The sequence below is a fragment of the Mesorhizobium onobrychidis genome, assembly GCF_024707545.1.
GTDB lineage: Bacteria > Pseudomonadota > Alphaproteobacteria > Rhizobiales > Rhizobiaceae > Mesorhizobium > Mesorhizobium onobrychidis.
The window spans coordinates 1,067,076-1,093,296 of record NZ_CP062229.1 but is presented as its reverse complement, the minus strand read 5'-3'; the positions used below and the strand labels follow the sequence as shown (position 1 = coordinate 1,093,296).

Below are 26,221 nucleotides of genomic sequence, written 5' to 3'. Positions count from 1 at the left end.
TTGCAAGAGTCCGGTCAGCGGCTCCCATGCTTTCGCACAGACGATAGACGTGCCGTTGAGTGCCGAAAGAAGCCGTTCGTAGCGACTCAGATTTCGACCAGATGGTCGTCCAACTCGTTGCTGTCGCCGGTAGAGACCGGGAAATGCTCGGCCAGCACCGCACCCGTCGCTTCGATCGCCTTGATGAAGCCGTCGGCGAGACGATCGTCGCCGGCATGCGCGGTAAGGTCGCGGACGACGCCGTCCCAGACATCCTGGCCGACACGGCTATCGATGCCGCTGTCGGCGATCACTTCGGCGTAGTGCTCGGCAATGGAGACGAAGACCAGCACGCCGGTGCGCGCTGCGGTGCGATGGACGTTGCGGGCGAGGAACTGCTTTATCGCATTGGCGTGCGCAGCCTGGTAGCGCAGCCGCCTCGGCACCAGATGGATGCGCAAGCCAGGCAGCGCCCACAACAGGACAAGCACCGAGGCCATCGCCAGAAGCTGCGCAATAACGAAATGCGGCACGCGGATCGACAGCCACCACGCTTCCAGCCCGTAACTGACGGCGAGACTGACGACGAGCATGGCCAGCGTCGCCATGAAGGCCGCCGGAAAAAAATAGCCGTCGCTGGCATAGGCCACGACGCAGTAGATTTCGCCGTCGGTCTTTGATTCGGCGGCGCGGATCGCTTTGGCGATGCGGTCATGATCCTCGGGGCTGATCGGTCGTGTTGCCATGTTGTGTCTCACCAGCTTCCTGAGGAACCGCCACCACCGGACGAGCCGCCGCCGCCCGAAAAGCCGCCGCCACCACCGCCCGACGACCAGCCGCCACCAGAACGGCCCGACGACCAGCCGCTGCCGGTGCCGGTTGTCCAGACGCCGCCCGAGGACGCGGAACCCGACCTTTGGCCATAGCGACCCGACCTTTGGCCATACCGGAATGTCATGCCCAGCCATTTATACACGCCCGGCGACAGCTTCGTGCCGAAGATCGGCGGCAGGAACGCCATCGCCAGGCCGCCTAAAAACAGCGTCGCCCACACGATGATGAACAGCGCGACGATGGGATCGACAGAATTGTTAACGGCCGGATTGCGGGTCCCGCGCGCTTCCAGCTCTTCCGGATTGCCTTCCAGCACCATGACCATGTCGTCGACGGCCTTGGCTATGCCGCCGGAGAAGTCGCCGGCGCGGAAGGCCGGCACCATGTCGTTTTCGATGATCAGCTTGGTGTGCAGGTCGGTCAGCGTACCTTCCAGCCCGTAGCCGACCTCGATGCGCATCTTGCGGTCGTCCTTGGCGACCAGCAAAAGCACGCCATTGTCCTCGCCGGCCTGGCCGAGATTCCAGGCGCGAAACAGCCGGTTGGCGTAAGGCTCGATCTCCTCGCCGTCGAGGCTAGGAACCGTCGCGACGACGATCTGGTCAGAGCTCTTGGCCTCGAAATCGGCAAGCTTCCGGGTCAGCGCCGCCTCGGTCGCGGCATTGATGATGCCGGCATTGTCGACGACCCGTCCGGTCAGAACAGGCAATTCGCCGGCGAGTGCGGTGAAACCGACAAGCAGCACCGCCATGGCCGCCAAGGCGGCGCCGATCGTCGCGGTGAAGCGGCCGGAAGCTGGTGAGCGGATAGCGCATCTTGTCATGCCCGTCACCAGCTTCCCGATGAGCCGCCGCCGCCGGACGAGCCACCACCGCCGGAAAAGCCGCCGCCGCTTGAACCCGACGACCATCCCCCGCCAGAACTTCCCGACCAGCCGCCAGATGATCGCCGGCCCGGCTCGAAAGTCATGCCCAGCCAGCGATAGCGGCCGGGGCCGAGTTTCCGGCCGAAGATCGGCGGCAGGATGGAGGCGGCGATGCTGCCGAAGAAGATGATCGCCCAGATGCTTATGAAGATCGCAAAGAACAGATCGTCGGTGTTGAATGGCGGCTGCTGGTTGCGTTCGCCGCGCGCTTCCAGTTCTTCCGGATTGCCTTCGAGCACCATGACCATGTCGTCGACGGCCTTGGCTATGCCGCCGGAGAAATCGCCGGCGCGGAAGGCCGGCACCATGTCGTTTTCGATGATCAGCTTGGTGTGCAGGTCGGTCAGCGTACCTTCCAGCCCGTAGCCGACCTCGATGCGCATTTTGCGGTCGTCCTTGGCGACCAGCAAAAGCACGCCATTGTCCTCGCCGGCCTGGCCGAGATTCCAGGCGCGAAACAGCCGGTTGGCGTAAGGCTCGATCTCCTCGCCGTCGAGGCTAGGAACCGTCGCGACGACGATCTGGTCAGAGCTCTTGGCTTCGAAATCCGCAAGCTTCCGGGTCAGCGCCGCGTCGGTCGCGGCATCGATGATGCCGGCATTGTCGACAACCCGGCCGGTCAGGGCAGGCAATTCGGCGGCGAAAGCGGTGAGCGGGAGGAAGAGAAGGCTTAGAATGACATACAGAAATGCCAGGCCGGCGTTCCTTCGCGCCCCCCTCTGTCCTGCCGGACATCTCCCCCACTTGGGGGGAGATCGGATGTCATTCCTGCTTTCGCCAATCTCCGACGTTGCAAGATTGGCGACGGGGTCGAAGCTGCAAATCTCCCCCCTTGAGGGGGAGATGTCCGGCAGGACAGAGGGGGGCGCGACCGAGTACAAGGCCAATAGAAACTGCGCTCGCTAAGCGCCGATCACCCGCCCTGCTGCGTGCCGAAATCGACCTTCGGCGTCTGCATCTTGTCTTCCTCGATGGTGAAATTCGCGAACGGCTGATTGCCGCGGAACCACAGGGTCGCCCAAATCACCGACGGGAAGGTCCTCAGCGTCAGATTGTACTCGCGCACCGCCTGGATATAGTCGCGGCGGGCGACCGCGATGCGGTTTTCGGTGCCTTCGAGCTGCGCCTGCAGCGCCAGGAAATTCTGATTGGCCTTGAGGTCGGGATAATTCTCCACCACTGCCAGCAACCGCGACAGCGCGCTGGTCAGGCCGGCCTGGCTGTCCTGGAATCTCTTGACGGCTTCCGGATCGCTTAGCGTTTCCGGCGTCACCGTCACCTGCGTCGCCTTGGCGCGCGCCTCGACCACGGCATCGAGCGTTTCCTTCTCGTGCGCGGCATAGCCCTTGACCGTCTCGACCAGATTGGGAATGAGATCGGCGCGGCGCTGGTACTGGTTCAGCACCTGGCTCCATGCGGCCTTGGCGTTTTCCTCCGCCGTCGGAATGGTGTTGTAGCCACAGCCGGCAAGCAGCGGCAGCACGATCGCCATCATCAGCAAGGCAGGCAGATTGCGGAAGACGAAAGGGGAGGAAAGGGCAAGCATGGAAAGATCCCTCAATGAGACTGACAGGCGAAGCATTACCACAATCCGTGCGCGAGAACATGACCTCCGCTGGGAGCCCTTACTGGTCCTTTCATCATTCACCGCCAGGCCCTGTGATTGGTCGGGCGAACGGGTTAAAGTCGCCGTGAAAGCAGGGCATCGCCATGGCGGAACGCCAGGACAGCGACGACGAATCGCGCCGCATCATCGAGCGCGTGGCACGTGAGACCGACCCGGGCGGCACCTCGTTCATTGCGCGGACCGCGAAGGGCGCGCGCGATCACGTCACTGCTGCAGACGCCGACCAGTCGGACCCGATCGAATATTGGGGCACGCGCATTGGCCGGGCGCTGGGGTTCGTTATCGCCATTGGCCTGTTGATCTGGCTCGTGGTTTTCGTCAGCCAAAGTTAGGAACCTCGTGAGCACTGAAGAACACGACGCGCCGCGCGCGGTCATCGTCATTTCCAGCCATGTCGCGCGCGGCTCGGTCGGCAACCGCGCCGCGGTCTTTGCGCTGGAGACGCTGGGCTTTCCGGTGTGGGCGGTGCCGACCGTCATCCTGCCCTGGCATCCGGGCCATGGGCGGGCCACACGCATCGTGCCGCCGCTCGATCAATTCAGGGCGCTGATGGCCGATCTCGAGCGCGCGCCATGGCTGGGCGAGGTCGGCGCGGTGCTGTCCGGCTACCTCGGCGAAGGCGGCCAGGCCGACGCCGTCGCCTCGCTGGTCGGCGCGGTCAAGGCGAAGACGCCGGGCGCCGTCTATATCTGCGATCCGGTGATGGGCGATTCGGGCGGGCTCTATGTGCCGGAGACGACCGCCATTGCCATGCGCGACCGGCTGATGCCGATCGCCGACATCGCCACGCCCAACCGCTACGAGCTGGAATGGATGGCGGAAGCGCCGCTGCCCGATCTGAAAGCGGTGATGGCGGCCGCCCTTCATGCCGGGCCATCGACCATGCTGGTCACTTCGGCGCCGGCGATGATGGCCGGCGGCACCGGCAATCTGCTGCTCAACGGCAACCAGGCGCTGCTCGCCGAACATCGCCTCATCGAAAAGCCGCCCAATGGGCTCGGCGACCTGACGGCGGCCGTCTATCTGGCGCGCATCCTGTCCGGCCAGCCGGCGATCAAGGCACTGCAGTCGACCACGGCGGCGGTCTACGAGATCCTGGCGCGCACCGCCAAGCGCGGCGGCGACGAATTGCAGCTCGAAACCGACGCGCAGAGCCTGTCGCACCCGATGGCGATGGTGCAGCTTCGCCATCTCCTGCATCCGGGGCGGGACAAAAGAGCGTGACTTTCGTCGGTGTCGACGGCTGCAGGGCCGGCTGGATCGCCGTTCGCCGCGATCCGGGCGCAGCACCCTTGGTAGCCGTTTTTGCCAGCTTCGCAGCACTGCTCGACGGATTGCCGGCCGATGCGACAGTCGCCGTCGACATGCCGATCGGCCTGCCCGATTTTTCGCAAAAGGGCGGCCGCGGGCCCGAAGCGCTGGTGCGGCCGCTGCTTGGTAACAGGCAATCCAGTGTCTTCGCCATCCCCTCGCGTGCGGCGCTTTACGCGCATACGGATGGCTTCACCACGATCGACGCCTGGTATGCCGCGCATCGCCAGGCAAGCGAAATAGCGAAGGCGACCTCCGATCCGCCGCGCGGCGTCTCGATCCAGGCCTTCGGCATCTTTGCCAAAATCCGCGAGATCGATGCCGTGCTGATTGGGCGTCCCGAACTGCGCAGCCGCGTCTTCGAATCGCATCCGGAAGTGGCGTTCTGCCGGCTGAACGACGATCAGGCAATGCGCCTGCCGAAGAAGATCAAGGGCGCCGTCAACCCGGCCGGCATGGCGGAACGCAAGGCGCTGCTTTGCCGGCACGGTTATATCAGGGGCTTTCTCGACCGGACGCCTCCGCGAGGCGCTGCTGCCGACGACTTTCTCGACGCCGCAGCGATGATGCTGATCGCCGGCCGCATCGCCAGCGGCGAGGCAAGGCCGTTTCCGGATCCGCCGCTCGCCGACCGTTTTGGCATCCCTGTCGCCATTTGGGCATGAATTTCCTCGGCTCATGTATCGGCGAGGCAATCGCATTGGGCGAAGCCCCCTCATCATGGCAATTGCAGTCCTCTGCGATTCGGCATTGCTCGTGACCGGCTTTTGCCGCTAGAGCCTTCCTGACTTAAAAGAGCTGCCGTCTAACCCGGAAAGGCTCCAGACGCCGCCTATGCCTCATCTCCCGGACCATCTGCTCACCGGCTACCGCAATTTCATGAACGGCCGCTATCTTGCCGAAAGCGGACGCTATCGCTCGCTCGCTCGCGAGGGCCAGTCCCCCGAAACGATGATCGTTGCTTGCTGCGACTCCCGCGCTGCACCCGAGGCGATCTTCGACGCTGGCCCCGGCGAACTCTTCGTGCTGCGAAATGTCGGCAATCTTGTGCCGCCCTATGCGCCCGACGACCAGTTCCACTCGACCTCGGCGGCGCTCGAGTTCGCCGTGCAGAGCCTCAAAGTGAAGCACATCGTCGTGATGGGCCATGGCCGCTGCGGCGGCATCCGCGCGGCACTCGACAGTACGGCAGCGCCCCTGTCGCCCGGCGACTTCATCGGCAAATGGATGAGCCTGATTGCGCCGGCGGCCGAGACCGTGTCTTCCAGCACCTTCATGACGGCGACCGAGCGCCAGACCGCGCTGGAGCGCATCTCGATCCGCTATTCGATCGCCAATCTCAGGACGTTCCCCTGCGTCTCGATCCTGGAAGGCAAGGGACGGCTGTCGCTGCATGGCGCCTGGTTCGACATCTCGACCGGCGAGCTCTGGGTGATGAACAAGGACACCGGTGACTTCGAGCGGCCGGAGATGACGTAGGAGGGTTGCATGGTCTGCCGTTCGATCGCCTTGGCCGCAGCGGCGCTGCTGATTTCAGTCATGTCCGCCCGCGCCGATGACGGCGCGCTCATCGGCCGCTGGTATGCGGCGCTGCTGGCCGCCGATCGCACGGAACTGTCGGATCTGCTTGCCGACGACGTCCGGATAAAACTCGACGACCTCGGCGTCGTCCAGACCAAGCAGGAATTCATCGCCTCGATCGACGACTGGAAGGGCGCTGTCGCCGGGGCTGAAATCCTCCATCGGATCGAGAAGACCGAAGGCGGCGTCACCACGGTCATCGCCTGCTATGATTTCCCCAACAACGATATGCTGATGCAGGAAACCTTCGCGATCGCCGACAACCGCATCACCGCCAGCTCGCAGGCGGCGATCGCGGAAAACTGCGACGCCTATTGAGCGGTTACCGATATTGCATACGGCAAGCCAGCGCCTTACATCGGTGATGATCCCGCCCTGCCTCTACAGCCACTCTGCGAAAGCCCCTCACTCAGCGAAAGTTTGCCCATGACGTCCACCGTCGACCTCGCCGCCCATCCGCTGACCGCATGGCAAGGGCCGCTCGGCCTGCCCGATTTCACCCGCATCGGCGACGGCGATTTTTCCGGGGTGTTCGATGTGGCACTGAAGGCGCATGAGGCCGAGATCGAGGCGATAGCGGGCAATGCCGAGACGCCGACCGTCGAGAATACGCTTGCAGCACTCGAGCTTGGCGGCGAGGCGCTCGACAATGTCTCGTCGATCTTCTGGTGCCGGGCCGGCGCCCACACCAACGAGGCGATCCAGGCGCTGGAGCGCGACATCTCGCCAAAGATGTCGCGGCATTTCTCGGCGATCTCGATGAACGAGAGGCTGTTTGCCCGCATCGACGATCTCTACCAGCGTCGGGAAGCCTTGAACCTCGATGCCGAGACGCTGCGGGTGCTGGAAAAGACCTGGAAAAGTTTCGTCCGCTCCGGCGCCAAGCTCGACGCCGCGGGCAAGAAGCGGCTGGCGGCGATCAATGAGGAACTGTCGTCGCTCGGCACCACTTTCGGCCAGAACCTGCTCGCCGACGAGCGCGACTGGGCGCTGTTCCTCGACGAGGCCGACCTTGCCGGCCTGCCGGAGTTCCTGAAAAGCGCGATGGCCGAGGCCGCCGAGATGCGCAGCCAGAAGGGTCGTTATGCCGTCACCCTGTCGCGCTCGATCTACGAGCCGTTCTCGACCTTCTCCGAACGCCGCGACCTGCGCGAGATCGCCTTCCGCGCCTTCACCATGCGCGGCCAGAATGGCGGCGCCACCGACAACACCGCCGTGGTGCGCGATATGCTGCGTCTGCGCGCCGAGAAGGCGAAGCTGCTCGGCTACGCGTCCTACGCCGCCCTGAAGCTCGACGACACCATGGCAAAGACGCCGGAGGCGGTGCATATGCTGCTCGACCCGGTGTGGGAAAAGGCGCTGGAAAAGGCCGCAAGCGACCAGGCCGAATTGCAGCGGCTGGCGGCCGAGGCCGGCAGCAACGAAGAATTCGCCGCCTGGGACTGGCGCTTCTATCAGGAGAAGCTGCGCGCCGAGAAATTCGCCTTCGACGAGGCCGAGCTGAAGCCATATCTGCAGCTCGACCGCATCATCGAAGCCTGCTTCGACGTGGCGACACGTTTGTTCGGCATCACCTTCGAGGAGAAGAAGGGCATCGCCACCTGGCATCCGGACGCACGCGTTTTCGTCGTCAGGAATGCCGACGGCAGCGAGCGCGGTCTGTTCCTGGCCGACTATTTCGCGCGGCCCTCAAAGCGCTCCGGTGCCTGGATGAGCGCGCTGAAATCCGGCTACAAGCTTGGCGATGGTTCCAAGCCGGTCATCTACAACATCATGAATTTCGCCAAGCCGCCGGAAGGCGAAGCAGCACTTTTGTCGGTCGATGAGGCAAAGACCCTGTTCCACGAATTCGGTCATGCCCTGCATGGCATGCTGACCGACGTCACCTGGCCATCGGTCGCGGGCACCTCGGTCAGCCGCGATTTCGTCGAATTGCCCTCGCAGCTCTACGAGCACTGGCTGACCGTGCCGGCGGTGCTGGAAAAGCACGCGCTGCACGTGAAGACCGGCAAGCCGATGCCGAAGGCGCTGGTCGACAAGATGCTGGCGGCGCGCACCTTCGGCGCCGGCTTCGCCACGGTCGAGTTTACCGCGTCGGCTCTAGTCGACATGGCCTACCACGCGCGGCCGGATGCGCCGGAGGAGCCGCTTCGTTTCGAAGCCGAAACGCTCGAGAAGCTCAGCATGCCCGACACCATCGCCATGCGCCATCGCACCCCGCATTTCGGCCACATATTTGCCGGCGACGGCTATTCGGCCGGCTACTATTCCTACATGTGGTCGGAGGTGCTCGACGCCGACGCTTTCGCCGCCTTCGAGGAGACGGGCGACCCGTTCAATCCGGCGCTGGCCGAGCGGCTCAGGAAGAACATCTATGCCGCCGGCGGTTCCAAGGACCCGGAAGAACTCTACACCGCCTTCCGCGGCAAGATGCCGTCGCCCGAAGCGATGATGGTCAAGCGCGGCCTGGTCTGAACAGCGAAGCTGCCAATCTCCCCCTTGTTGTGCAGGGCAATCGCATTTGGATTCTTGCGAAGGTGGACCCCCACCCTAACCCTCCCCACAAGGGGGAGGGAACGCTGCCGCGCGCCCTTACTTCCCCTTTGGCGCCGAAAGGCAGGCAATTTGCCGAGGTCAGCGCCAACGCAAGTCTTCCCTCCCCCTTGTGGGGAGGGTTAGGGGTGGGGGTACATCGTAGAGCGAAAGCCTCGGCCTTACACCCGCGATAGCCCTGCCTTGAGGGGGAGATGCCAAGTCTTGGCAAAGAGGGCAGGACTGAGACGGTTCAAGCGCAGCCGAGCGCCTCGATGCCTTTCGCCAGCGCAGCCGGATCGCCGAGGATGCGCAGCGTCTTCAGCCGGGCCGTGCCGCCGGCGACGACCGAGACGGCCGATCGCGGCACTCCCAGCGCCTTGGCGACTAGCCGTTCGAGCGCTTGATTGGCGGCGCCGTTTTCCGGCACGGCGCGGACGCGAGCCTTCAGATGGCTTCGCCCATCCGCCGAGATCTCGATGCCTTCGAGCCTGTCCATCGCCGCTTTCGGCGTCAGCCGGACGAACAGGTCGACGCCGTCGTTACGCATGCGAAACGACGCGCTCATGAAACGCCGGGTCAGACGACCAGCGGCGCCACCGTGGTGAGCAGGAACTGCCGCAGGAAGAACAGGATCAGAAGCAGGATGATCGGCGAAATGTCGATCCCGCCGAGGTCGGGCAAGAAGCGGCGGATAGGCCGCAGCGCCGGCTCGGTCAGCCGGAAGAGCATGTTGCTGACGCTATCGACGAACTGGTTGCGCGAGTTGACGACGTTGAAGGCGTAGAGCCATGAGAAAATCGCCGAAGCGATGATGATCCACCAATAAATGTCAAGCGCCAGGACAATGGTCTGAATGAGGGCTATCATGCCGGTCTCCGATTGTTGCCGACATGTAGCCATTGCCGGCGAAGGCGGCAAGAGCCAGCTTCCGCGGCAGGCCAGGCCGGTGGCTGGCCGTGCGGCTTTTGGGCAAAACGCAGTCTTGACAGGAAACCGCCGCGCCCGATAAATGCGCCCATTCCGCTGGACGGGGCTGTAGCTCAGCTGGGAGAGCGCGTCGTTCGCAATGACGAGGTCAGGAGTTCGATCCTCCTCAGCTCCACCAGCGGAAATTTACCCCCAGTAAAATCAATAAGATAGCTGTACCGGCGCACCCCGAACGCGCTCTGGCGGAAGGCCGCTTTGAGCTTGGGGCTTAAACCTGACCATCAAGCCATTCTCGCAGATCGCGGTCCTCATGACCTTCAGCGATAGATGGTCTCGTCCTGACGTACCAGATCACGGCAAATCCACCGGCCGCCCACGCGCCAGCAAACACGTCTACGATGATGTCCGTCACTTCAAACCCCTAAGCCCAACCCACATTTAGCTCGACCGAAATCGCCCCACAAGAGCAAAATCAGGCGTTGCCGGAGTGGGCTGGCGCCCCGCCTGGGGGAGTCATGCTGTTGTCAGATGCCCAAATCAGCCGCATCTTTGCAGCGGCCCAACGCCAATCTGCATTTTCTTAACGGCATGGTCGGCGCCTCGCAGGCCTCGCTCGGCCGCATCGACAATGGCCTCGACATCGCTTCGAGCGCATGGTTGATCTGCTGGCGTCCATATCTGCGAAAATGGAAACTGTGTGCCGGGAGGAGGAATGGAGCTTCGGCTGGAAGGCAGGGTGGTGCTGGTCACCGGTGCGACGCAAGGCATCGGCCGGGCGATCGCCGAGACGCTCGCGCGCGCTAGTGCCGGCGGCCTGCTGGTCACCGGCCGCGAGCCCGTGCGTGGCAACGAAGTTGCGACGTCGCTCTCCCAGGCAGGCACGCCAACCACATTCATCGCCGCCGATCTGGCTGATACCACGGCGCCGGCGCGGCTGGTGGACGAATGCATCGGCCGCTTCGGCCGTATCGACGCGCTGGTCAACGCCGCCGGCCTGACCAACCGCGCCTCGTTTCTCGATGCCGACCTCGACGATTGGGCGGCGCTGTTCGCCGTCAATGCGCGGGCGCCCTTCTTCCTCATGCAGGCAGCCATCACGCAGATGCGCAAGCAGGGTCAAGGCGGTGCGATCGTCAACATCCTGTCGATCAACGCGCATTGCGGCTCGCCGGAACTCGCCGTCTATTCCGCCACCAAGGGCGCACTCGCCACGCTGACCCGCAACGCCGCTAACGCGCACCGTTTCGACCGCATCCGCGTCAACGGCATCAATGTCGGCTGGACTGACACGCCGGCCGAACGCATCATGCAGGCCGAGACGCTGGGGCATGGCCCGGGCTGGATCGACGCCGCCAACGCGTCGCAGCCTTTCGGGCGCCTGCTGGCGGCCGACGAGGTGGCCAACCTCGCTGTCTTCCTGCTCTCCGACGCCTCCGGGCCGATGACCGGCGCGCTGATCGACCAGGAGCAATGGGTGGTGGGGGCGAACCGGTGACGGCTTCCGCATCGCCCGAAACGCTAGGCCCGGCACTGCTTAGCCGGCTTCCCGCTGCGGTCCAAAAGCCATCGTACGACCGGGCAGCACTTGCCCCGGCATCGCCCATATCGGCGTCGGCGCCTTCCACCGCTGCTTTGCCGGGTGGCGCGGCCTGGCGGGCTGGATCGCCGACAACGATGATTTCCGCACGGCTGTCACGGCCAGTCACGACGGCTTGCTATGCGACGATCCGATGGCGTTCGCCGGACAGGTTTGCGCATTGCCGGCGGCCACACGGTTGAAGCGGCCCGCACAATCGGCATAGTAGATCGGTCGTGGATCACGACCAGGGGAGGGCAACATGAAGCTCGGACTGCTCACCGCACCGTTTGCCGACACCCCGCTTGGCGAGGTCGCCGACTGGGCAAGTTCCGCCGGCTTCGAGGCGCTGGAGATCGCCTGCTGGCCGAAATCCTCAGGCGCCGCCCGGCGCTATGCCGGCACCAGCCATATCGACGCCGCTTCGACCTCGGCCTCGCAGGCCAAGGAAATCACCGCAGCACTGGCGGAAGAGAACCTGTCGATCTCGGGCCTCGGTTTCTACCCCAATCCGCTGCATCCCGATGCCGCCCACCGCAAGGCCGTCATCGATCATTTGAAGAAGGTGATCGTGCTGGCGAGCCATATGGGCGTGCCTGTCGTCAACACCTTCTGCGGCGGCGACGCTGCAAAAACCATCGACGCCAACTGGCAAGAGGCACTCAAGGTCTGGCCTGATATCATCGCGCATGCGCGCGACAACGGCGTCAAGCTGGCTTTTGAGAACTGCCCGATGATCTTCAGCTATGACGAGTGGCCGGGCGGGCACAACATCGCCTATTCGCCCTATATCTGGCGCCGCATTCTAGAGGCCTGGGGCGGCGACGTCGGCATGAATTTCGACCCGTCGCACCTGGTCTGGCAGATGATCGATCAGGCCCGCTTCATCAGGGAGTTCGGCCCGTACATGCTGCATGTCCATGCCAAGGACCTGATGATCGATCGTGATGGACTTTACGAGCGCGGTATTCTCTCGGCCGGCATGGGCTGGCAGGTGCCGCGCATGCCGGGGCTTGGCGATGTCGACTGGAATGTGATCTTCTCCGGCCTCTATCGCGTCGGCTACGACGGACCCATCATCATCGAGCACGAGGACCGGCGGTTTGAGGGGAGCGACGAAAACGTCAAGCGGGGTTTTCTGCTGGCCCGCGACGTGCTGCGCCCCTTCGTGAAATGAGCCCCTTTTCGAACTGAACTGAAAACAATGTGGAGGAAGACTGAAATGAAAAAATATTTGGCAATGGTCCCGCTGCTTGCCGGCGCGGCGTTTCTGGCTTCGGTGGGTGTCTCGTCCGCTGAAGCCAAATACACGATCGGCGTCTCCAACACGGTGCAGGGCAATGGCTGGCGCGAGGAAATGATCTGCGCCATCAAGGCGCAGGCGCTGGCCTCCGGCGAGATCACCAAGCTCAACATCGCCCATCGCAACACCGACGCCGCCGGCCAGCTCGAGGACATCCGCAACCTGATCAGCGCCAAGGTCAACGCCATCGTCGTCAACCCGGCCGATCCGGCCGGCATCAAGTCGGCGCTCGAGGAAGCCACCAAGGCCGGCATTGTCGTCGTTGCCGTCGACCAGGCGGTCACCGAGCCCTTGGCCTACATTATTTCCAACAACCAGGAACAGTACGCCTATCTCGGCGCCAAATGGCTGTTCCAGCAGATGGGCGGCAAGGGCGACGTCGTCTATATGCGCGGCGCCGCCGGCGCCTCGGCCGACAGCGACCGCGACAAGGGCTTCAAGAAGGCGCTTGCCGAATTCCCCGATGTGAAGGTCGTGCACGAGGTCTTCACCGGCTGGCAGCAGGATCAGGGCAAGCAGCAGATCCTCGATTTCATCGCCACCGGATCGCCGTTCAACGGCATCTGGACCTCGGGCATCGACAATGTGATCGTCGATGCGCTGGTCGAGTCGCAGACACCGCTGGTGCCGGTGGTCGGCGCCGACAATGCCGGCTTCGTCGGCCAGCTGAACTCAGTCGAAGGCCTTGTCGGCGCGGCGGTGACCAATCCCGGTTCGATCGGCGGCGCCGGCGTGACGCTGGCTCTGCAGATTCTGAACGGCAAGAAGCCGGCGGAGCAGACCGTGCTGGTCGAGCCGCAGCTGTGGGAGAACGCCACCGAGGAGGGCAAGGCCAAGCTGAAAAGCGTAGCCGATCCGTCGCTGAGCCCGGAATGGCCGGTCTCGATCTCCATTCCGGAGTGGACCACCTACACCAAGGACCAGATCATCGCCTGCAAGGGCCCGGGTGAGTAATCGCTGGCTTGACGAGCCGCGCTTCTGCCTTCTCCCCTTGTGGGAGAAGGTGGATCGGCGCGCAGCGCCGAGACGGATGAGGGGTGCTGGAAGGAATGAGACATTGGTGCTCCCTGGAACACCCCTCATCCGACCTCGCTTCGCGAGGCCACCTTCTCCCACAAGGGGAGAAGGCAGAAGCGCCGACTCGGCCGGCACCGTCAACCGTAGACGGCCAACCGATCATGGCTCCATAACATTTGGAAAGCTTGGAACGAGAGCAACGCGATTTTGACCACCAACCCCCTCCTGGACGCCACCGGCGTCGTCAAGACTTACGGCGCCGTGGTGGCGCTGCGCAACGCGTCGCTGTCGGTTCTGCCGGGCGAGGTTCATGCCCTGATGGGCGCCAATGGCGCCGGCAAATCGACGCTCGTCAAAATCCTGACCGGCGCCATCCGCGCCGATGCCGGGCATATCCTGATCCGCGGCGAGGCCCGCAACGTACGCTCGCCTGCCGATGCACGCCGCGCCGGCCTGCTTCCGGTTTACCAGGAACCATCGCTCATCCCCGATCTCGACGTCGCCTCCAACCTTCGCCTGACCGACACGCCGGTCGAGCCGTTCCGCGCCTGGGTGCGCGAACTCGGCATTCCCGACCTCGACATACGCGACATCGCGCGCGACATCCCGCTTGCCGTGCTGCGCGTGCTCGATCTGGCGCGGGCGCTGGCGGTCGAGCCCGACGTTTTGCTGCTCGACGAGATGACCGCCGCACTGCCGGCAAACCTTGCCGAAAAGGTGCTTGAGGTCGTTCGCCGCCAGGGCGACAGCGGCCGTTCGGTGATTTTCATTTCCCACCGCTTTGTCGAGATATCGGCGCTTTGCGACCGTGCCACTGTGCTTCGCGACGGCGAAACCGTCGGGGTCGTCGACATCGAGCCGGGCGTCGAGGAGCGCATCGTCGAGATGATGCTCGGCGCCAGGATCGAAAAGACGCGAGTGGCGGCGCGCCAGGCGAGCCAGGCCGCTTCGCCTAGGGATAGCCGACCGCGCCTCGGCGTGGCGAACCTTCGTGTCGGCACCAAGCTCAACGACGTGTCGTTCGATCTGGCGAACGGCGAGGTCGCGGGCGTGGTCGCGCTCGAAGGGCAAGGCCAGGACGAGCTCTTCGCCGCGCTGGCCGGCTCCATCCGCCCGTCCGGAGGGACGATCGAAGTGGACGGGAAGCCGGTGAAATTCGCGCATCCGGCCGATGCGATCCGCGCCGGCATCGCCTATGTGCCCGGCGACCGAACCGAAGCTTTGACCATGCAGCGCTCGGTGCGCGAAAACATCGCGCTCCCTTTCAGCGCCGCCTTGCGCAACTGGGGGCCGATCAACATGGCGCAGGAACGCTCTAGGGTCGTCAGTGCGATCGAGCGGCTGCAGATCGACACGCGCGCCCAGCGCGAGGTGCAGCGCCTGTCCGGCGGCAACCAGCAGAAGGTGACGATCGCCCGCTGGATCGCCGCCGAAGCACAGACCATCCTCTGTTTCGACCCGACGCGCGGCATCGATGTCGGCACCAAGCAGGAGATCTACAAGCTGCTGCGCGAACTCGCCGACCAGGGCAAGTCGGTGCTGTTCTATACATCCGAGCTCGAGGAGGTGCAGCGTGTCTGTGATCGCGTCATCGTCATCTTTGGGGGGCGCGTCGTCGATGTCTTCCCCGTCGAACTCGCCGACGAGCCGGCGCTGATGCGCGCCGCTTACGGCTTGCCGCGCGGCGCCAAGGAGGACGTCGGCATCCTTGCCGATATCCACTCGAGCCCGGTGGCGAAACCTTGACCCGCCTCGTCCGCCGTCAGGGCTGGGTCGCCGGCCTGCTTGTCCTGTTCGTGGTCCTCTTCGTGGTCACCAAGCTCATCCAGCCGGGCTATGGCAGCGGCGATTTCGGCTCGCTGGTGCGCGCGGTGCTGCCTTACGCCTTCGCCGTGGCCGCCCAGACGATTGTCGTCATCGCCGGCGGCATCGATCTTTCCGTCGGCGCCATGATGGCGCTGACCAGCGTCACCGCCGCCTCGATGATGGACGGCGCCAGCGAGGAATACGCGCTTTTTGTCGTGCCTTTCGTGCTGGCGATGGGACTGGTGCTAGGCGCCGTCAACGGCATGCTGATCGTCGTCACCCGCGTGCCCGATATCGTCGTCACGCTGGCCACCCTCTTCGTCCTGCAGGGCGCGGCCCTGCTGGTCCTCAGTGCGCCCGGCGGCGCGGTGGCCGAATGGCTAAGGGCGACCATCGTCGGGACGGTCCCGATTCCGGGGCTGCCCGAAATCTCTGCCTGGATACCGAAGGCGCTGGTGCTTCTGGTCGTCTGCCTTTGCATCATCTGGATACCGCTCAAACGCTCAAAGCTCGGCCTTTCGATCTATGCGATCGGCAGCAGCGAGCTCGCGGCGTTTCGCAGCGGCGTGCCTGTCGCGCGCACCAAGATCATCGCCTATGCCCTATCGGGGCTTTTCGCTGCCATGGGCGGGCTTGCGCTGACCATGAGCACAGGCATCGGCGCCCCCATTCCGGGCCCCTATCTTCTTGCCAGCGTGGCGGCGGTCGTGCTCGGCGGCGTCGCACTTGGCGGCGGCAAGGGCGGCCTGCTCGGCCCGATCGTCGCGGTCTTCGTGCTGCGGCTGGTGCGCACCGACCTGACGCTGCTGGCCATCGATCCCAACGTCACCGCAATCATCGAGGGCGCGATCATGGTCGCCGTCGTCATGTTCGGCGCCTTCATCACCATGCGGAGCCGGCAATCATGAGCAATGCCGTGACGCTGGTTTACGGAGTCGGCGATCCTTCGCGCCCCCCTCTGTCCTGCCCTCTTTGGCACCACTTGGCATCTCCCCCTCTAGGGGGGAGATCGGCCGTCGCTACGGTTTTCGCCAATCTCCGAAGATGCAAGAAGGGCGCCGAGTATGAAGCTGCCAATCTCCCCCCTAGAGGGGGAGATGTCCGGCAGGACAGAGGGGGGCGCCGTAGAACACAGTCCTCTCCCGGCACCAACATCGGGCAAAACCAATCGCGAGCAACGTCATGAGCACAACCGCGATCCAACCCGTCCCCTTCGGCCGCCGCCTGAAGCGCTTCATGGCCGACCGGCCGCTGATCCCCCTGATCATCCTGCTGGTCATCCTGGTGGTGGTCCTGCAGATCCTGCGCCCCGGCATCGTCAACGAGCGCTGGCTCGCCAACACCGTCAAGTTCGCCATCCCGCTGGCAATTCTTGCCGGCTGCCAGACGATGACCATGTTGACCGGCGGCATCGATCTTTCGGTCGGGACCGTGGCAACGATGAGCGCCTTCATCATGGCGACGCAGGTCGTCAACCATGACCCGGCGGTGGCAATTCTCATCGCCTTGGTGCCGGCGGTGCTGATTGGGCTGGTCAACGGCATCGGCGTCGGCGTCTTTCGCGTGCACCCGCTGATCATGACGCTCGGCACCAGCCTGATCGGCACCGGCTGCCTGCAGGTCTATCAGCGAACCGTCATCGCGTCGGGCGCCAAGATTCCGCCCTTCCTGGCCTGGCTCGGCACCGGCCTGACCTATGGCGTGCCCAACGCGCTGCTGCTGTTTGTGCCCATCGCCGTCCTCATCGTCTTCACCTTGAACCGCACCGGCTTCGGCCGCCTGCTTTACGCAGTCGGCGATAATGAAGGGGCAGCACGCCTTTCCGGCGTCCGCTATTGGCAGGTCATCACAGCGCTCTACGTCATCTCGAGCGTGCTCGCCGGCATCACCGGCCTGCTCTATATCGGCTTGATCAAGGCGCCGTCGCTGTCGCTGGCCGAACCGCTGGTGCTGCCTTCGGTGGCCGCCGCCGTGATCGGCGGAACCTCGATCTTCGGCGGCCGCGGCGGCTACACCGGCACCATCATCGGCGCGCTGATCCTTACGGTGCTGACGACCCTGCTGACGATCCTGCAGATGCCGGAGGGGGCGCGGCGGATACTGTTCGGGCTGATCGTGCTGTTCGTGACGGCGGCTTATTTGCGGATTATTGAGGATCGGTAGGGGGAAGGCGCTGAGGTGGATGGCTGCTTTTTGACCCGAAGCAGACTCTCGCAAACGGAGCCGTGCATGACAGCTTTGCGCCTAATGTCTGACGTAGAGTTCAGATTTGACGATTCCTGAAAGCGGACATCGCCGGCGGCCACGTTGGAAGTCGTCGTTGCGCCAGTTGCCATAGGTTGGCGCCGGTCAATGACTCGATCCGGCCTTTCCAGACATTCGCAGAAAGGGAAAATTCCACCGTCAATTTCCGATCGGCGAGAGCGTACAATCCTTCCCGAAAAAAAAATGGCTATCTGGCTGAATACTTTCCTATAGCGACGCGATCCGCCTCACCGAAGAGGGTTAGGTTTCCAGTGGGCGTCCTTCGGCAGATGGACGTTGCCGTTTTCGATCATCGGCTACCGGTCCGGCTATTACGAACGCAAGCTGGTGACGCGGGTTGACGCACACAACCGCCCAACGGCGTCGCAGCATGCGGGATCGCGTCCTGGTGGACTGCCCGAATGCGCCGGGGATTGGCCGAGACGGTTGTCAGCTACTCTGCGCAGCGGGTCGTGCGGCCAGCCACCTCGGCAGGTAATTCTGGCCGATCAGATTCGTACGCCGTACATGATGTTGTCGAGCCATTGTTGGTCGGCGCGCTGCGCCACGTCCCCCTGCACGAAAGCACAGGATCATCGGGGCCGGTTTTCATTCGGCGGGGAGGTCGGGATGACGCCGGGATAAGGGAGCCGTGAGGGTTTGTCGGGGGCTGGCTTGTGGGCCCATATCAGGCGCGTGATCCCCCGCTCACAGACTGGGTGATCGCGTTGAAAGCAGGGGTCACTAATGAACAGAAGCCGCCGATACCAGGACGAAGCCGCGGGTCTTGTTCTCGTTGTCGGCGTCCTGGGTTTTCATGGCATCGAAAAGCTCAGATGCCTTCACCCACACCGGTGGGTATTTATACCGTGCGACATCAAGGATGAGGAAGCGGTCGCTTTCCCATCATAGGCTGCTAGCGGCGAGATATGGCCGCCCTTCTCCTGTCCGATTGCCTTGCGGAGGTAGTTGACGATCACGAAATGGTTCGACTGGCCGAGATAGGAACTCGCCAGCTTGCGGAACTCGTCGACTGAGCTGTCGGCGGCATGATGGACTTCTGCCTTGACCGGCTGCGTCGCAAGAATTCCACCGATCTGATCGAAGGTCATACCTTTCTTCGCCAAAACATCTCGGGCGAGAATGACGTCCGTTCGTTCATCGAGGATATTGTCCTGCGTGAAAGTGCGATAGGGCTCGTACTCCGGAACCGAAGGCGCCGGGACATTGAGCGCGTTCAGCACCATGACGATGCTGGCGACACCGCAATAGGACTGTGTCTTCTGCGTCAGAAAGTTGCTTGCGAGAGGGAAATAGGCCTCCCGTGCAACGCTTTCGACGAAGTAGTTTTCGCCAGCATCAGAACTAAAGCCGACCAGATTGTCAGGAAGCTTCAGCGTTTCGCCGCTTGCGCTGGTGACGAACAGCCCCAATGCGACCACCGCCACATGAACGAAGTGCTTAGACATGGCAACGTCTCCGCAGGGTGATCGTGCCACTATACCAAAAGGATGGGCGTGTATCACTATCCCCGTTCATGGTCGAAGGTCGGGTTCGGAGAGGAGACGCTGCCCGAGTGAAACGCACGTGAAGACGGACTGACAGAAGATGGCGTCTGCCGCAGGCACGAGCGCCGAAACACCTGCAGCAGCACGAAAAAGGGGACCAGCACCGCGACAACTGTTTCGACGTCCGCCGGGGTTGGTCCATTGACGACATTCCCAGAGGTCCCGGTGCGGCGGCCATCTTGGCCGCTGGAATTGGACGTGCTGCGACGGGGGTTTTCACATAGTCGCCTTTGTCGCCGCACTCGTTGCGGGGTTGTTATAGTCCAACGCAAGATTGCTGGCGCGTTTCGCGTCGGGGGGCTATTTCGTCCAACTCGGGCATTGCATCGGAACCAAACGGCCTCGATTTCGCGTCGACCCTGTTCGACGACCCAAACCCGGAACTGTGGATCGGCGCGGTCGCGTCGGCCGTTTGCCTGCGCCAACGGTCGGCGCGATCTTTATTGTCGCTTCTTTTTTCAGCCCATCTTGGCAATGACCTTTGCCATATCGTTGGCGTCGAACGCCCTTAGGGTCTGCGTTCGGACGTTGCCGAGCGAAGCTATTGATAAGCTGAGCGCGGTCGCGGCAATATCATCGTCGGCTTCGGTAATCGCGACCACGTCGTGCTGACCGAGCGTCCAGTAAAGCGAATGCACTTTGACCCCGCTTTTGGCCGCCATCTCCTTGAATGCTTCAGCGCGCTTTACGGTGTCCTTGACTGTCTTTGCCCCCTGATCCGTGAAGTTGGTGAGCAGCACATAGTAAGCCATATTATCCTCCCATAGACAGGGAGGCGTGCGGGCGCTTCGGCGACCGCCGTATCTCCCGCCTCAAAGCATAGCACGTCACGCGAACTGCGTCCCATTGCTAAGGCCGATTGCAAGAATGGCTCCCTTATGACGCCTTGGCTCGGGAACAGTGGGCGGAAGGCCCTAGCAGGCCGTTGAAGAAGGATCACGTTTGGCCTGGAGGATGGCCTCGTCGCCATTGTGATGCGAATGTGATCTCGATCGAGCCGTGGTCCAGCAGTTCGGCGAAGCCATCCCTGCGACGTCGTCCAACTCCTCGCAGCCGGCCCAAGTGTAGGAAGACCGTCGAGGGACTGTAGCTGAGATCGACGGCCACTTGGAGGACAAGACTTACAGCACGCTTTCGCCACCAGCCAGAACGATTGTCATAGCGGTGTCTGTCGCTGTCCTGAGTCCAGAAGCTCGAGTCTCGATTTTCGGGCAACAATCTTCGCCCGATGTGTGGACGGGTTCATGTAAAGCGCTCTATCGCAGAGATGGTGGCGAAGTTTTCCTTCGCTGATCCGGACAAGGTCGACCGGCTGTCGAACCAGTTTCCGGTCTAGAACGGCGCACCCCGGCTGACATATCCGATGATCGTTGTCGATGAGTTGGTGCGCGGTACGACCATGTTTGTGTCGGCGCGGTGGGGTCTGATCCCGTATTGGGCGAAGGACCCGAAAGGTGGCGCACAGCCGAATCAACGCCAAGAGCGAGACTTTGAAGACCGACGGCCGAGTGGTGCCGCGCGAAGGCGGCGACTGGCAGGTGTCAAACGTGCGGTGCCGTGCCAATCGGCAGCTTTGCCCATTCCAAGATTGCGGGTCCCTGATATATTACTCTGACCATCTCGTTCGCAGGATCCGTTTTGCGCATATGCAGCCGGCAACTCGAGCGAGAGCGTAAGCAAGCCTTCCTTCCCGCCGACGCGCCGAACCTCGGAGGTGTTATGCTAGTACTGGTTTTCGGCCTCGTGATCTTCTTCGGAATCCATTCTGTTCGGATCGCCGCCGGCAGCTTTCGTGATGAGCAAATCGCCACAAACGAGCGGCGCTGGAAGGGACTTTATTCGCTCCTATCGATCATCGGCTTCGTGCTGATCGTCTGGGGCTGGAGTCTTTATCGGCCCAATGCGCCTGAGATCTACGAGCCGCCCTCTTGGGGCCGCCATGTCGCGTCGGTGTTGGTGCTCGCCGCATTCGTCTTTCTGGCAGCCGCTTACTTGCCCACGGGTTCAATCAAGCATCGGCTGAAGCACCCGATGCTGGTGGGCATCATCCTTTGGGCCATCGGCCACCTCCTGGCCAATGGCGACCTTGCCTCGCTCCTAGTCTTCGGAGCATTTCTGGTTTACGCGATTGTCGATCTCATTGCCGTCATTCCACGCGGCGATCCGGCACCCGCGGTCGTGCGACCGCGTAGCAACCTGATTGCTGTGGGCATCGGCTTGGTGGCTTTCGCATTGTTCGGGCTCTGGCTGCACGGCTGGCTGTTCGGAGTCTCGCCCTTCGCTTGAACGTCCGCAGCGACGGCGCGCCTTCGAGGATGTCCTGGGGAATCCCACCAGTTGCCGCGGATCGAGCGCCTCGCAGACGCCACAGGGAAACAAAGGTCGGCACATCAGAATTTTGATCCATAGACGGCTCCAGCCAGCAACATTGCGGTAATTCGGCTCGGATCGCGCGTTGCTTTGCCAACCGCGCGCGACGCTGCAAACACGAGCGGTACGGGATACAATTACTGGAGCGAATGCGTCCCCGGGATGGCTCAGATGTCCTCCGTCGCTTCTCTCGCCGAGGTGGGTCCGCCCGCTGCTGGGGCAGCTACGGAATTAGAACGCTCGCGGTAGGGTTTGTCCCGAGCGTGGGCAAGAAACCGCGTCTCATGGTCTCTTCCGAGCCGAAGCCACAGCGCGTTGAGGCCTGTCCGACGGATATGCCCTGCTCCAGCAACCGGCAGCGATCTGTTCACGGCCGGCTGCGCCGTCCTCCTGCTGACCGACCTGAGGTCTCTGGCGCGCCCGGATGCATTGCTCTTGAGCGCTGCATTCGGCTTGACGGCAGCCGAGGCCAGGCTGGCCGCTCGCCTCGCGTCGGGGGATGGTATCAATGCGGCGGCAATTGCTCTCGGCATCGGCCGCGAAACCGCGCGCACCCAGCTCAGAGCGGTATTCGCCAAGACCAACACGCACCGCCAGGCGGAACTCGCCACGCTCGTCACCCGCCTTCGGCTGTCCCGCATGATGACCGATTGGTAGGAGTGTAACGCCGATCGGACGGTCCGGCTCGGTGCTGGCGAGCAGAACGCTCGATAATTTTTGATTTTTTTCGGCCACATGTGAACGTCGGCTTGTGACGCGGCCAAACGTGTAGCGCTCGGAAGAAAAGTGCAATGCCAGCGGCGGAGGGAATGTCGCAGAAGAGAAGGGGTGAAAACCTCCAGTTCGGCCCGTCCATCGGAATAGCAAGAAGCGTTATGAGCGGTAGTTCGCCCCGGTTGAGTTGCTCGTCTGCTAAGCGTCCATGAGCCGACCATGAGGCTCAGATCCGCATAACAAAGCCGGTGCTAGACAGCTAAACAATGGGATTGGGTAGCACCTGAGCTGTGGAATCATCGGACGCGGGATAGCGGACCGACGGGCAAGCTTCTTCCAAAGGTCGGGTTGAGGTCACTTGGAATTGAGGAAGTCGCGGACGATGACGATCGTCGCCTTTGGATTCTCTTCCATGATCCAGTGGCCGGAGTCGGGAACCAGCCCTTCAGTCACGTCGCTGGCGGCAAAGCGCATGACGGTCGCCATCATCGGCCCAAACGACTTCTCTCCACCGATTGCCAGCACCGGCATGGCGAGCTTGCCCTTGGTGGCGATGAACTCCTTGTTGTCGAGCGCATCCTGATCGAATGCCGCGAATTGCGCGAAACCGGCATGCATCGCGCCAGGCAGGGCGTACAGCTTGGCGTAGTGCACGCGCGAGGGCCTCGGTGAAGCGGCTCGGGGTGGCGGAAAACTCGTTCCAGAAGCGATCGAGATAAATGCGCTCGCGACCGGCGGACGAGGCGTTCCATGTCGGGTCCGCCGAAACGGAAGTGCCACAACAGCGGGTTCTTCAGAATCTCTTCCCACGGCCCAACCCCCGGCACCGGAGCGTCGATGAGAATAAAGCGCGTTGTCCGCTGCGGATGCTGGATGGCGAAGGCGTAGCCCACCATGTTGCCGATGTCGTGGGTGACGAGATCGGCGCGATCGATAGCTTTGCGCCGATCTCGGCCGTTGAGGGCAGCTTTGCCACCGCCTGGAAGCGGACATTGTTGACGACCCTTCTGGAGGTCGCGGTCGCGCCAGGAGCGGACTTTCGAGCTCTGGGGCGGACGCGCGGCACGCAAACTGAAGCGTGAACGCCTGTGCCATTTTTTGCTATTGGACGACGATAGGGGGCAACCTTTGGGCCTCCGGCAACGCCGCACGTCCCTTGCGCCAGGTACCAGGTGGAATGCCGACGAACTTTTTGAAGGCGCGATTGAAGGCAGCCTCCGACTCATAGCCGACCTCAGCACCCGCTTGCGCGATGCTCACATTGGGCCGTTCGAGCAGGCGTCCCGCTAGCTGCAGACGCCACCGAGCAAGATAGTGCATCGGCGAGACCTCGACATAGTGGGTAAAGCGGCTCGCAAATGCAGTGCGCGAGAGCCCCACTTCGCGGGCGAGTCGTTCCAATGTCCATTCCTCCCTGGGGCGTGCGTGAATGAGCCGGAGCGCCTCGCCAACGTGTGGATCCCGCAGGCCTGACAGCCACCCGCGCGAATCGTCGGGGAGGGTGTCGAGATGACGGCGGATGATCTCGACAAACATCAGCTCGCTCAGCTTGGCGAGGATCGTTTCACCGCCCGCCCGCCCGCTGCCACCCTCTGCCAGCGCCTGCCGAAAGAGGTCAATAACCCAGTTGCTTCCATCGGCGGGCTTGCGAGCGCATAGGATGGCCGGCAACGCGGCGAGGAGGGGATTGAAGGGACGCGCATCGCAGCCAAGGTACCCGCAAATAAACCGGGTCCGCTCGTCTCCCCCACCACCATGAATCACCGCGAATGGCAGGTGCTCGTCTATCGGCCGATAATACATTGCCATGTTGGGTTTGCCCCGTGCCCCGGGCGAGGAGCTCAAGACATTCGGAACACCACCGGGGAACACAACGACATCACCGGCGTTCACGAGCACTGGGGGCACGGAGTCGTCTCCCAGCGCGGCCCAGCACGAGCCCGAGATCACGGCATGAAAAGAAATGATGTGCTCTGCCTCTGGCATGACGGCGGCGGCAATCTCGGCCGTGCCCGGCGACTCACCGACCCAGGGCGAACTGGCGTCGACGTCGAAATAGATCGCACCGGTGAGGCGAACGGCTCGGAGCACATCGGAAAGAACATCCATGCACTACACCTCCGGAAACGATCGACTACTCCCTTGTTGACGAGTTTTTCGGCCAGGCATCTCCAACTATCCAGCAATATGGCCATATGAGCAAGCGCGCATATGCGTGATCCCACTCTGAACGATCGGGCAATAGAATTGGACGATGTGACATTTTCGCGAGCACGGGATGGGGCTAGCGTTCATCGACCGGCCGACAGGTTCGGTAGGGAGGAATATCATGAACGACGAAGACATCACCAAATTCGCAGCAAGCCTGCGGGGCGAAGTCATCCGCACCGGCGACGCCAGCTATGACGAGGCCCGCAAGCTCTACAACGGCATGATCGACAAGCGGCCGCTGATCATCGCCGGCTGTGTCGACGTCGCCGACGTGATCACAGCGGTGAATTTCGGCCGCGACAACAAGTTGCTGCTTGCGATACGTGGCGGCGGCCATAACGGACCGGGATTAGGGAGCTGCGACGACGGACTGGTGATCGACCTGTCGGCGATGAACGGCGTGCGCGTCGATCCGGATGCCCGTACGGCGCGGGTAGGCGCGGGCTGCACTCAGGGCGACGTCGACCACGCCACTCATGCCTTTGGGCTGGCCGTACCAGCGGGCATCATCTCGACCACCGGGATCGCGGGACTGACGCTGAGTGGCGGCCACGGCTATCTGACGCGCAAATACGGTCTGACCAGCGACAATCTGATCGAGGCCGATGTCGTGCTTGCCGACGGAAGCTTCGTCACCGCCAGCAAGGAACGGAACTCCAACCTGTTCTGGGCGCTTCGCGGCGGTGGCGGCAATTTCGGTGTCGTCACCAGTTTTGTGTTCCAGCTTCACCCTGTCAGCATGGTCTTTGCGGGGCCGATCGCATGGGATCAGGACCACGCCCGCACCATCATGCAGCGTTATCGCGAGTTCCTGCCGCGCGCGCCCGAGGAACTCGGGATCTTCCTCGGGCTCAAGACGATCCTATCGAGCGCGCCGTTCCCGGAAGAGTATTGGGGAAAGCGGATGTGTCTCCTGATGTGTTGCTATGACGGTCCGGAGGAAAAGGGCAGAGAGGCGCTGGCCCCGCTCCTCGATGCGCTCCCCGCGCCTTGGTTCAATTGGATGGGAATGATGCCCTATCCCGCCGTGCAGAGCATGTTCGATGGGCTCTACCCGAAGGGGATGCAGTGGTATTGGCGGGGCGATTTCGTCAAGACACTGTCTGACGCGGCGATTGACGCCCATCTCGAGCAGGCGGCGAAGACGCCGAGCGAGCTATCGCTCATGCATCTCTATCCAATCGATGGCGCCGTCCAACGCATCGGCAAAGAGGAGACAGCCTGGAATTGCCGCGATGCGACCTGGTCGATGGTCATCGCAGGGATCGATCCGAACCCGCAGAAAGCGGGGCCGGTCACGCGCTGGACCAAGGCTTATTGGGAGGCGGTGCATCCGTTCGATCTGGGTGGCGCCTACCCGAACTTCATGATGGATGACGAGGGCGATGCAAGACTCAAGGCGGCCTATGGCGACAACTACCAGCGCCTGGCTACGCTGAAGAAGAAATACGACCCGACCAACCTCTTCCGGGTGAACCAAAACATCCGGCCAGCTGCCTGACGGGCGGCCGCTCGTCAGACCGGCACGTGCTGTCCCGTACCGGCTGAGGGCCAACGAAGGCTCGGGCCGGTACGATGAGGCTGGCCAGGACGCTGCTGGCCTGCAGGCGCGATTGTCGGCCGCGCCCGGATCGCATCGCTTGGTGTACTTAATGCTAATGTCAGGAACTGGCGCGACCAAGCCGGTCGGCGC

23 protein-coding genes, 1 tRNA gene and 2 pseudogenes are annotated in these 26,221 nt (G+C 63.1%); 16 read left to right on the top strand and 10 right to left on the bottom strand.

The genetic code is table 11. The features are described 5' to 3' along the window. Positions 1-86 precede the first annotated feature (86 nt). The 4 genes from IHQ72_RS05250 to IHQ72_RS05235 all read right to left on the bottom strand — a co-directional run bounded on the left by IHQ72_RS05250 (position 87) and on the right by IHQ72_RS05235 (position 3,284). Positions 87-725: a TPM domain-containing protein gene (locus IHQ72_RS05250; RefSeq protein WP_258121489.1), complete on the bottom strand. Its 639-nt coding sequence runs from the start codon at positions 723-725 to the stop codon at positions 87-89. Between the two features lie 8 nt (positions 726-733). Beyond that, complete coding sequence (locus IHQ72_RS05245) at positions 734-1,636, bottom strand: TPM domain-containing protein (RefSeq protein ID WP_374120332.1); 903 nt, start codon at positions 1,634-1,636, stop codon at positions 734-736. A gap of 5 nt (positions 1,637-1,641) precedes the next feature. Continuing rightward, a complete protein-coding gene (locus IHQ72_RS05240) occupies positions 1,642-2,433 on the bottom strand; it encodes a TPM domain-containing protein (protein WP_258123733.1) in 792 nt (263 codons plus the stop codon). A gap of 218 nt (positions 2,434-2,651) precedes the next feature. Beyond that, entirely contained in the window at positions 2,652-3,284 is a 633-nt protein-coding gene (locus IHQ72_RS05235; RefSeq protein WP_258121488.1) for a LemA family protein, read from the bottom strand. A gap of 164 nt (positions 3,285-3,448) precedes the next feature. On the opposite strand from IHQ72_RS05235, the gene IHQ72_RS05230 reads away from it, so the two are divergent. From IHQ72_RS05230 to IHQ72_RS05205, 6 genes are all read left to right on the top strand, one after another. Next, complete coding sequence (locus IHQ72_RS05230) at positions 3,449-3,697, top strand: hypothetical protein (protein WP_095495498.1); 249 nt, start codon at positions 3,449-3,451, stop codon at positions 3,695-3,697. A gap of 7 nt (positions 3,698-3,704) precedes the next feature. After that, positions 3,705-4,589: a pyridoxal kinase PdxY gene (pdxY, locus tag IHQ72_RS05225; RefSeq protein ID WP_258121487.1), complete on the top strand. Its 885-nt coding sequence runs from the start codon at positions 3,705-3,707 to the stop codon at positions 4,587-4,589. Beyond that, complete coding sequence (locus IHQ72_RS05220; RefSeq protein WP_258121486.1) at positions 4,586-5,341, top strand: DUF429 domain-containing protein; 756 nt, start codon at positions 4,586-4,588, stop codon at positions 5,339-5,341. The genes pdxY and IHQ72_RS05220 overlap by 4 nt, the downstream gene beginning before the upstream one ends. A gap of 169 nt (positions 5,342-5,510) precedes the next feature. Beyond that, a complete protein-coding gene (locus IHQ72_RS05215; protein ID WP_258121485.1) occupies positions 5,511-6,155 on the top strand; it encodes a carbonic anhydrase in 645 nt (214 codons plus the stop codon). Between the two features lie 9 nt (positions 6,156-6,164). Further along, the gene (locus tag IHQ72_RS05210) at positions 6,165-6,575 is read left to right on the top strand and encodes a nuclear transport factor 2 family protein (RefSeq protein ID WP_258121484.1); all 411 of its coding nucleotides are present in this window, start codon (positions 6,165-6,167) and stop codon (positions 6,573-6,575) included. Positions 6,576-6,683: 108 nt separating this feature from the next. After that, on the top strand, positions 6,684-8,732 hold the full coding sequence (locus tag IHQ72_RS05205; protein ID WP_258121483.1) for a M3 family metallopeptidase: 2,049 nt from the start codon (positions 6,684-6,686) through the stop codon (positions 8,730-8,732). A 310-nt stretch (positions 8,733-9,042) separates the two neighbouring features. Here IHQ72_RS05205 and IHQ72_RS05200 read toward each other — a convergent pair whose 3' ends face one another. Both IHQ72_RS05200 and IHQ72_RS05195 read right to left on the bottom strand, forming a co-directional pair. Continuing rightward, positions 9,043-9,357, bottom strand: coding sequence for a DUF167 family protein (locus tag IHQ72_RS05200; RefSeq protein ID WP_258121482.1), 315 nt, complete (start codon positions 9,355-9,357; stop codon positions 9,043-9,045). Between the two features lie 11 nt (positions 9,358-9,368). Then, positions 9,369-9,659 carry a YggT family protein gene (locus tag IHQ72_RS05195; protein WP_023800489.1) on the bottom strand — a complete coding sequence of 97 codons (291 nt, stop codon included), beginning with the start codon at positions 9,657-9,659 and terminating at the stop codon, positions 9,369-9,371. Positions 9,660-9,821: 162 nt separating this feature from the next. Between IHQ72_RS05195 and IHQ72_RS05190 the strand changes: the two genes are divergently transcribed. From IHQ72_RS05190 to IHQ72_RS05160, 7 genes are all read left to right on the top strand, one after another. Further along, a tRNA-Ala gene (locus IHQ72_RS05190) sits at positions 9,822-9,897 on the top strand. Between the two features lie 534 nt (positions 9,898-10,431). After that, positions 10,432-11,214, top strand: coding sequence for an SDR family oxidoreductase (locus IHQ72_RS05185; RefSeq protein ID WP_258121481.1), 783 nt, complete (start codon positions 10,432-10,434; stop codon positions 11,212-11,214). A 343-nt stretch (positions 11,215-11,557) separates the two neighbouring features. Then, a complete protein-coding gene (locus IHQ72_RS05180) occupies positions 11,558-12,472 on the top strand; it encodes a sugar phosphate isomerase/epimerase family protein (protein ID WP_258121480.1) in 915 nt (304 codons plus the stop codon). A 45-nt stretch (positions 12,473-12,517) separates the two neighbouring features. Then, the gene (locus tag IHQ72_RS05175) at positions 12,518-13,552 is read left to right on the top strand and encodes an ABC transporter substrate-binding protein (protein WP_258121479.1); all 1,035 of its coding nucleotides are present in this window, start codon (positions 12,518-12,520) and stop codon (positions 13,550-13,552) included. 270 nt (positions 13,553-13,822) lie between these two features. Next, positions 13,823-15,361 (top strand): sugar ABC transporter ATP-binding protein, encoded by a 1,539-nt coding sequence (locus IHQ72_RS05170; protein WP_258121478.1) that lies wholly within the window; start codon positions 13,823-13,825, stop codon positions 15,359-15,361. Beyond that, positions 15,358-16,329, top strand: coding sequence for an ABC transporter permease (locus IHQ72_RS05165; RefSeq protein ID WP_258121477.1), 972 nt, complete (start codon positions 15,358-15,360; stop codon positions 16,327-16,329). The genes IHQ72_RS05170 and IHQ72_RS05165 overlap by 4 nt, the downstream gene beginning before the upstream one ends. Before the next feature lie 274 nt (positions 16,330-16,603). Continuing rightward, positions 16,604-17,584 carry an ABC transporter permease gene (locus tag IHQ72_RS05160; RefSeq protein WP_023800493.1) on the top strand — a complete coding sequence of 327 codons (981 nt, stop codon included), beginning with the start codon at positions 16,604-16,606 and terminating at the stop codon, positions 17,582-17,584. Between the two features lie 825 nt (positions 17,585-18,409). On the opposite strand, the pseudogene IHQ72_RS05155 reads toward IHQ72_RS05160, so the two are convergent. Both IHQ72_RS05155 and IHQ72_RS05150 read right to left on the bottom strand, forming a co-directional pair. Beyond that, positions 18,410-19,134, bottom strand: a pseudogene (locus IHQ72_RS05155) (phytochelatin synthase family protein). Positions 19,135-19,691: 557 nt separating this feature from the next. After that, positions 19,692-19,985: a GYD domain-containing protein gene (locus tag IHQ72_RS05150; RefSeq protein ID WP_123146088.1), complete on the bottom strand. Its 294-nt coding sequence runs from the start codon at positions 19,983-19,985 to the stop codon at positions 19,692-19,694. Positions 19,986-20,952: 967 nt separating this feature from the next. On the opposite strand from IHQ72_RS05150, the gene IHQ72_RS05145 reads away from it, so the two are divergent. After that, positions 20,953-21,519, top strand: coding sequence for an NnrU family protein (locus IHQ72_RS05145; protein WP_258121065.1), 567 nt, complete (start codon positions 20,953-20,955; stop codon positions 21,517-21,519). 519 nt (positions 21,520-22,038) lie between these two features. Next, positions 22,039-22,260, top strand: a complete 222-nt coding sequence (locus tag IHQ72_RS05140; RefSeq protein WP_258121476.1) for a hypothetical protein — start codon at positions 22,039-22,041, stop codon at positions 22,258-22,260. Between the two features lie 411 nt (positions 22,261-22,671). Here IHQ72_RS05140 and IHQ72_RS05135 read toward each other — a convergent pair. Both IHQ72_RS05135 and IHQ72_RS05130 read right to left on the bottom strand, forming a co-directional pair. Next, positions 22,672-23,252, bottom strand: a pseudogene (locus IHQ72_RS05135) (alpha/beta fold hydrolase); the annotation flags it as partial. Positions 23,253-23,418: 166 nt separating this feature from the next. Further along, positions 23,419-24,426, bottom strand: coding sequence for an AraC family transcriptional regulator (locus tag IHQ72_RS05130; RefSeq protein ID WP_258121475.1), 1,008 nt, complete (start codon positions 24,424-24,426; stop codon positions 23,419-23,421). A 220-nt stretch (positions 24,427-24,646) separates the two neighbouring features. Here IHQ72_RS05130 and IHQ72_RS05125 point away from each other — a divergent pair, with 220 nt between their 5' ends. Beyond that, positions 24,647-26,029, top strand: coding sequence for an FAD-binding oxidoreductase (locus tag IHQ72_RS05125; protein WP_258121474.1), 1,383 nt, complete (start codon positions 24,647-24,649; stop codon positions 26,027-26,029). Positions 26,030-26,221: the final 192 nt, after the last annotated feature.

Bases quoted from the DNA above. Each gene is read 5' to 3' on its own strand.
- IHQ72_RS05160 (WP_023800493.1), top strand. From the start codon at position 16,604: ATGAGCACAACCGCGATCCAACCCGTCCCCTTCGGCCGCCGCCTGAAG.
- IHQ72_RS05145 (WP_258121065.1), top strand. From the start codon at position 20,953: ATGCTAGTACTGGTTTTCGGCCTCGTGATCTTCTTCGGAATCCATTCT.
- IHQ72_RS05210 (WP_258121484.1), top strand. From the start codon at position 6,165: ATGGTCTGCCGTTCGATCGCCTTGGCCGCAGCGGCGCTGCTGATTTCA.
- IHQ72_RS05245 (WP_374120332.1), bottom strand. From the start codon at position 1,636: ATGACAAGATGCGCTATCCGCTCACCAGCTTCCGGCCGCTTCACCGCG.
- IHQ72_RS05215 (WP_258121485.1), top strand. From the start codon at position 5,511: ATGCCTCATCTCCCGGACCATCTGCTCACCGGCTACCGCAATTTCATG.
- IHQ72_RS05180 (WP_258121480.1), top strand. From the start codon at position 11,558: ATGAAGCTCGGACTGCTCACCGCACCGTTTGCCGACACCCCGCTTGGC.
- IHQ72_RS05250 (WP_258121489.1), bottom strand. From the start codon at position 725: ATGGCAACACGACCGATCAGCCCCGAGGATCATGACCGCATCGCCAAA.
- IHQ72_RS05130 (WP_258121475.1), bottom strand. From the start codon at position 24,426: ATGGATGTTCTTTCCGATGTGCTCCGAGCCGTTCGCCTCACCGGTGCG.
- IHQ72_RS05195 (WP_023800489.1), bottom strand. From the start codon at position 9,659: ATGATAGCCCTCATTCAGACCATTGTCCTGGCGCTTGACATTTATTGG.
- IHQ72_RS05205 (WP_258121483.1), top strand. From the start codon at position 6,684: ATGACGTCCACCGTCGACCTCGCCGCCCATCCGCTGACCGCATGGCAA.
- IHQ72_RS05175 (WP_258121479.1), top strand. From the start codon at position 12,518: ATGAAAAAATATTTGGCAATGGTCCCGCTGCTTGCCGGCGCGGCGTTT.
- IHQ72_RS05200 (WP_258121482.1), bottom strand. From the start codon at position 9,357: ATGAGCGCGTCGTTTCGCATGCGTAACGACGGCGTCGACCTGTTCGTC.
- IHQ72_RS05125 (WP_258121474.1), top strand. From the start codon at position 24,647: ATGAACGACGAAGACATCACCAAATTCGCAGCAAGCCTGCGGGGCGAA.
- IHQ72_RS05235 (WP_258121488.1), bottom strand. From the start codon at position 3,284: ATGCTTGCCCTTTCCTCCCCTTTCGTCTTCCGCAATCTGCCTGCCTTG.
- IHQ72_RS05230 (WP_095495498.1), top strand. From the start codon at position 3,449: ATGGCGGAACGCCAGGACAGCGACGACGAATCGCGCCGCATCATCGAG.
- IHQ72_RS05185 (WP_258121481.1), top strand. From the start codon at position 10,432: ATGGAGCTTCGGCTGGAAGGCAGGGTGGTGCTGGTCACCGGTGCGACG.
- IHQ72_RS05150 (WP_123146088.1), bottom strand. From the start codon at position 19,985: ATGGCTTACTATGTGCTGCTCACCAACTTCACGGATCAGGGGGCAAAG.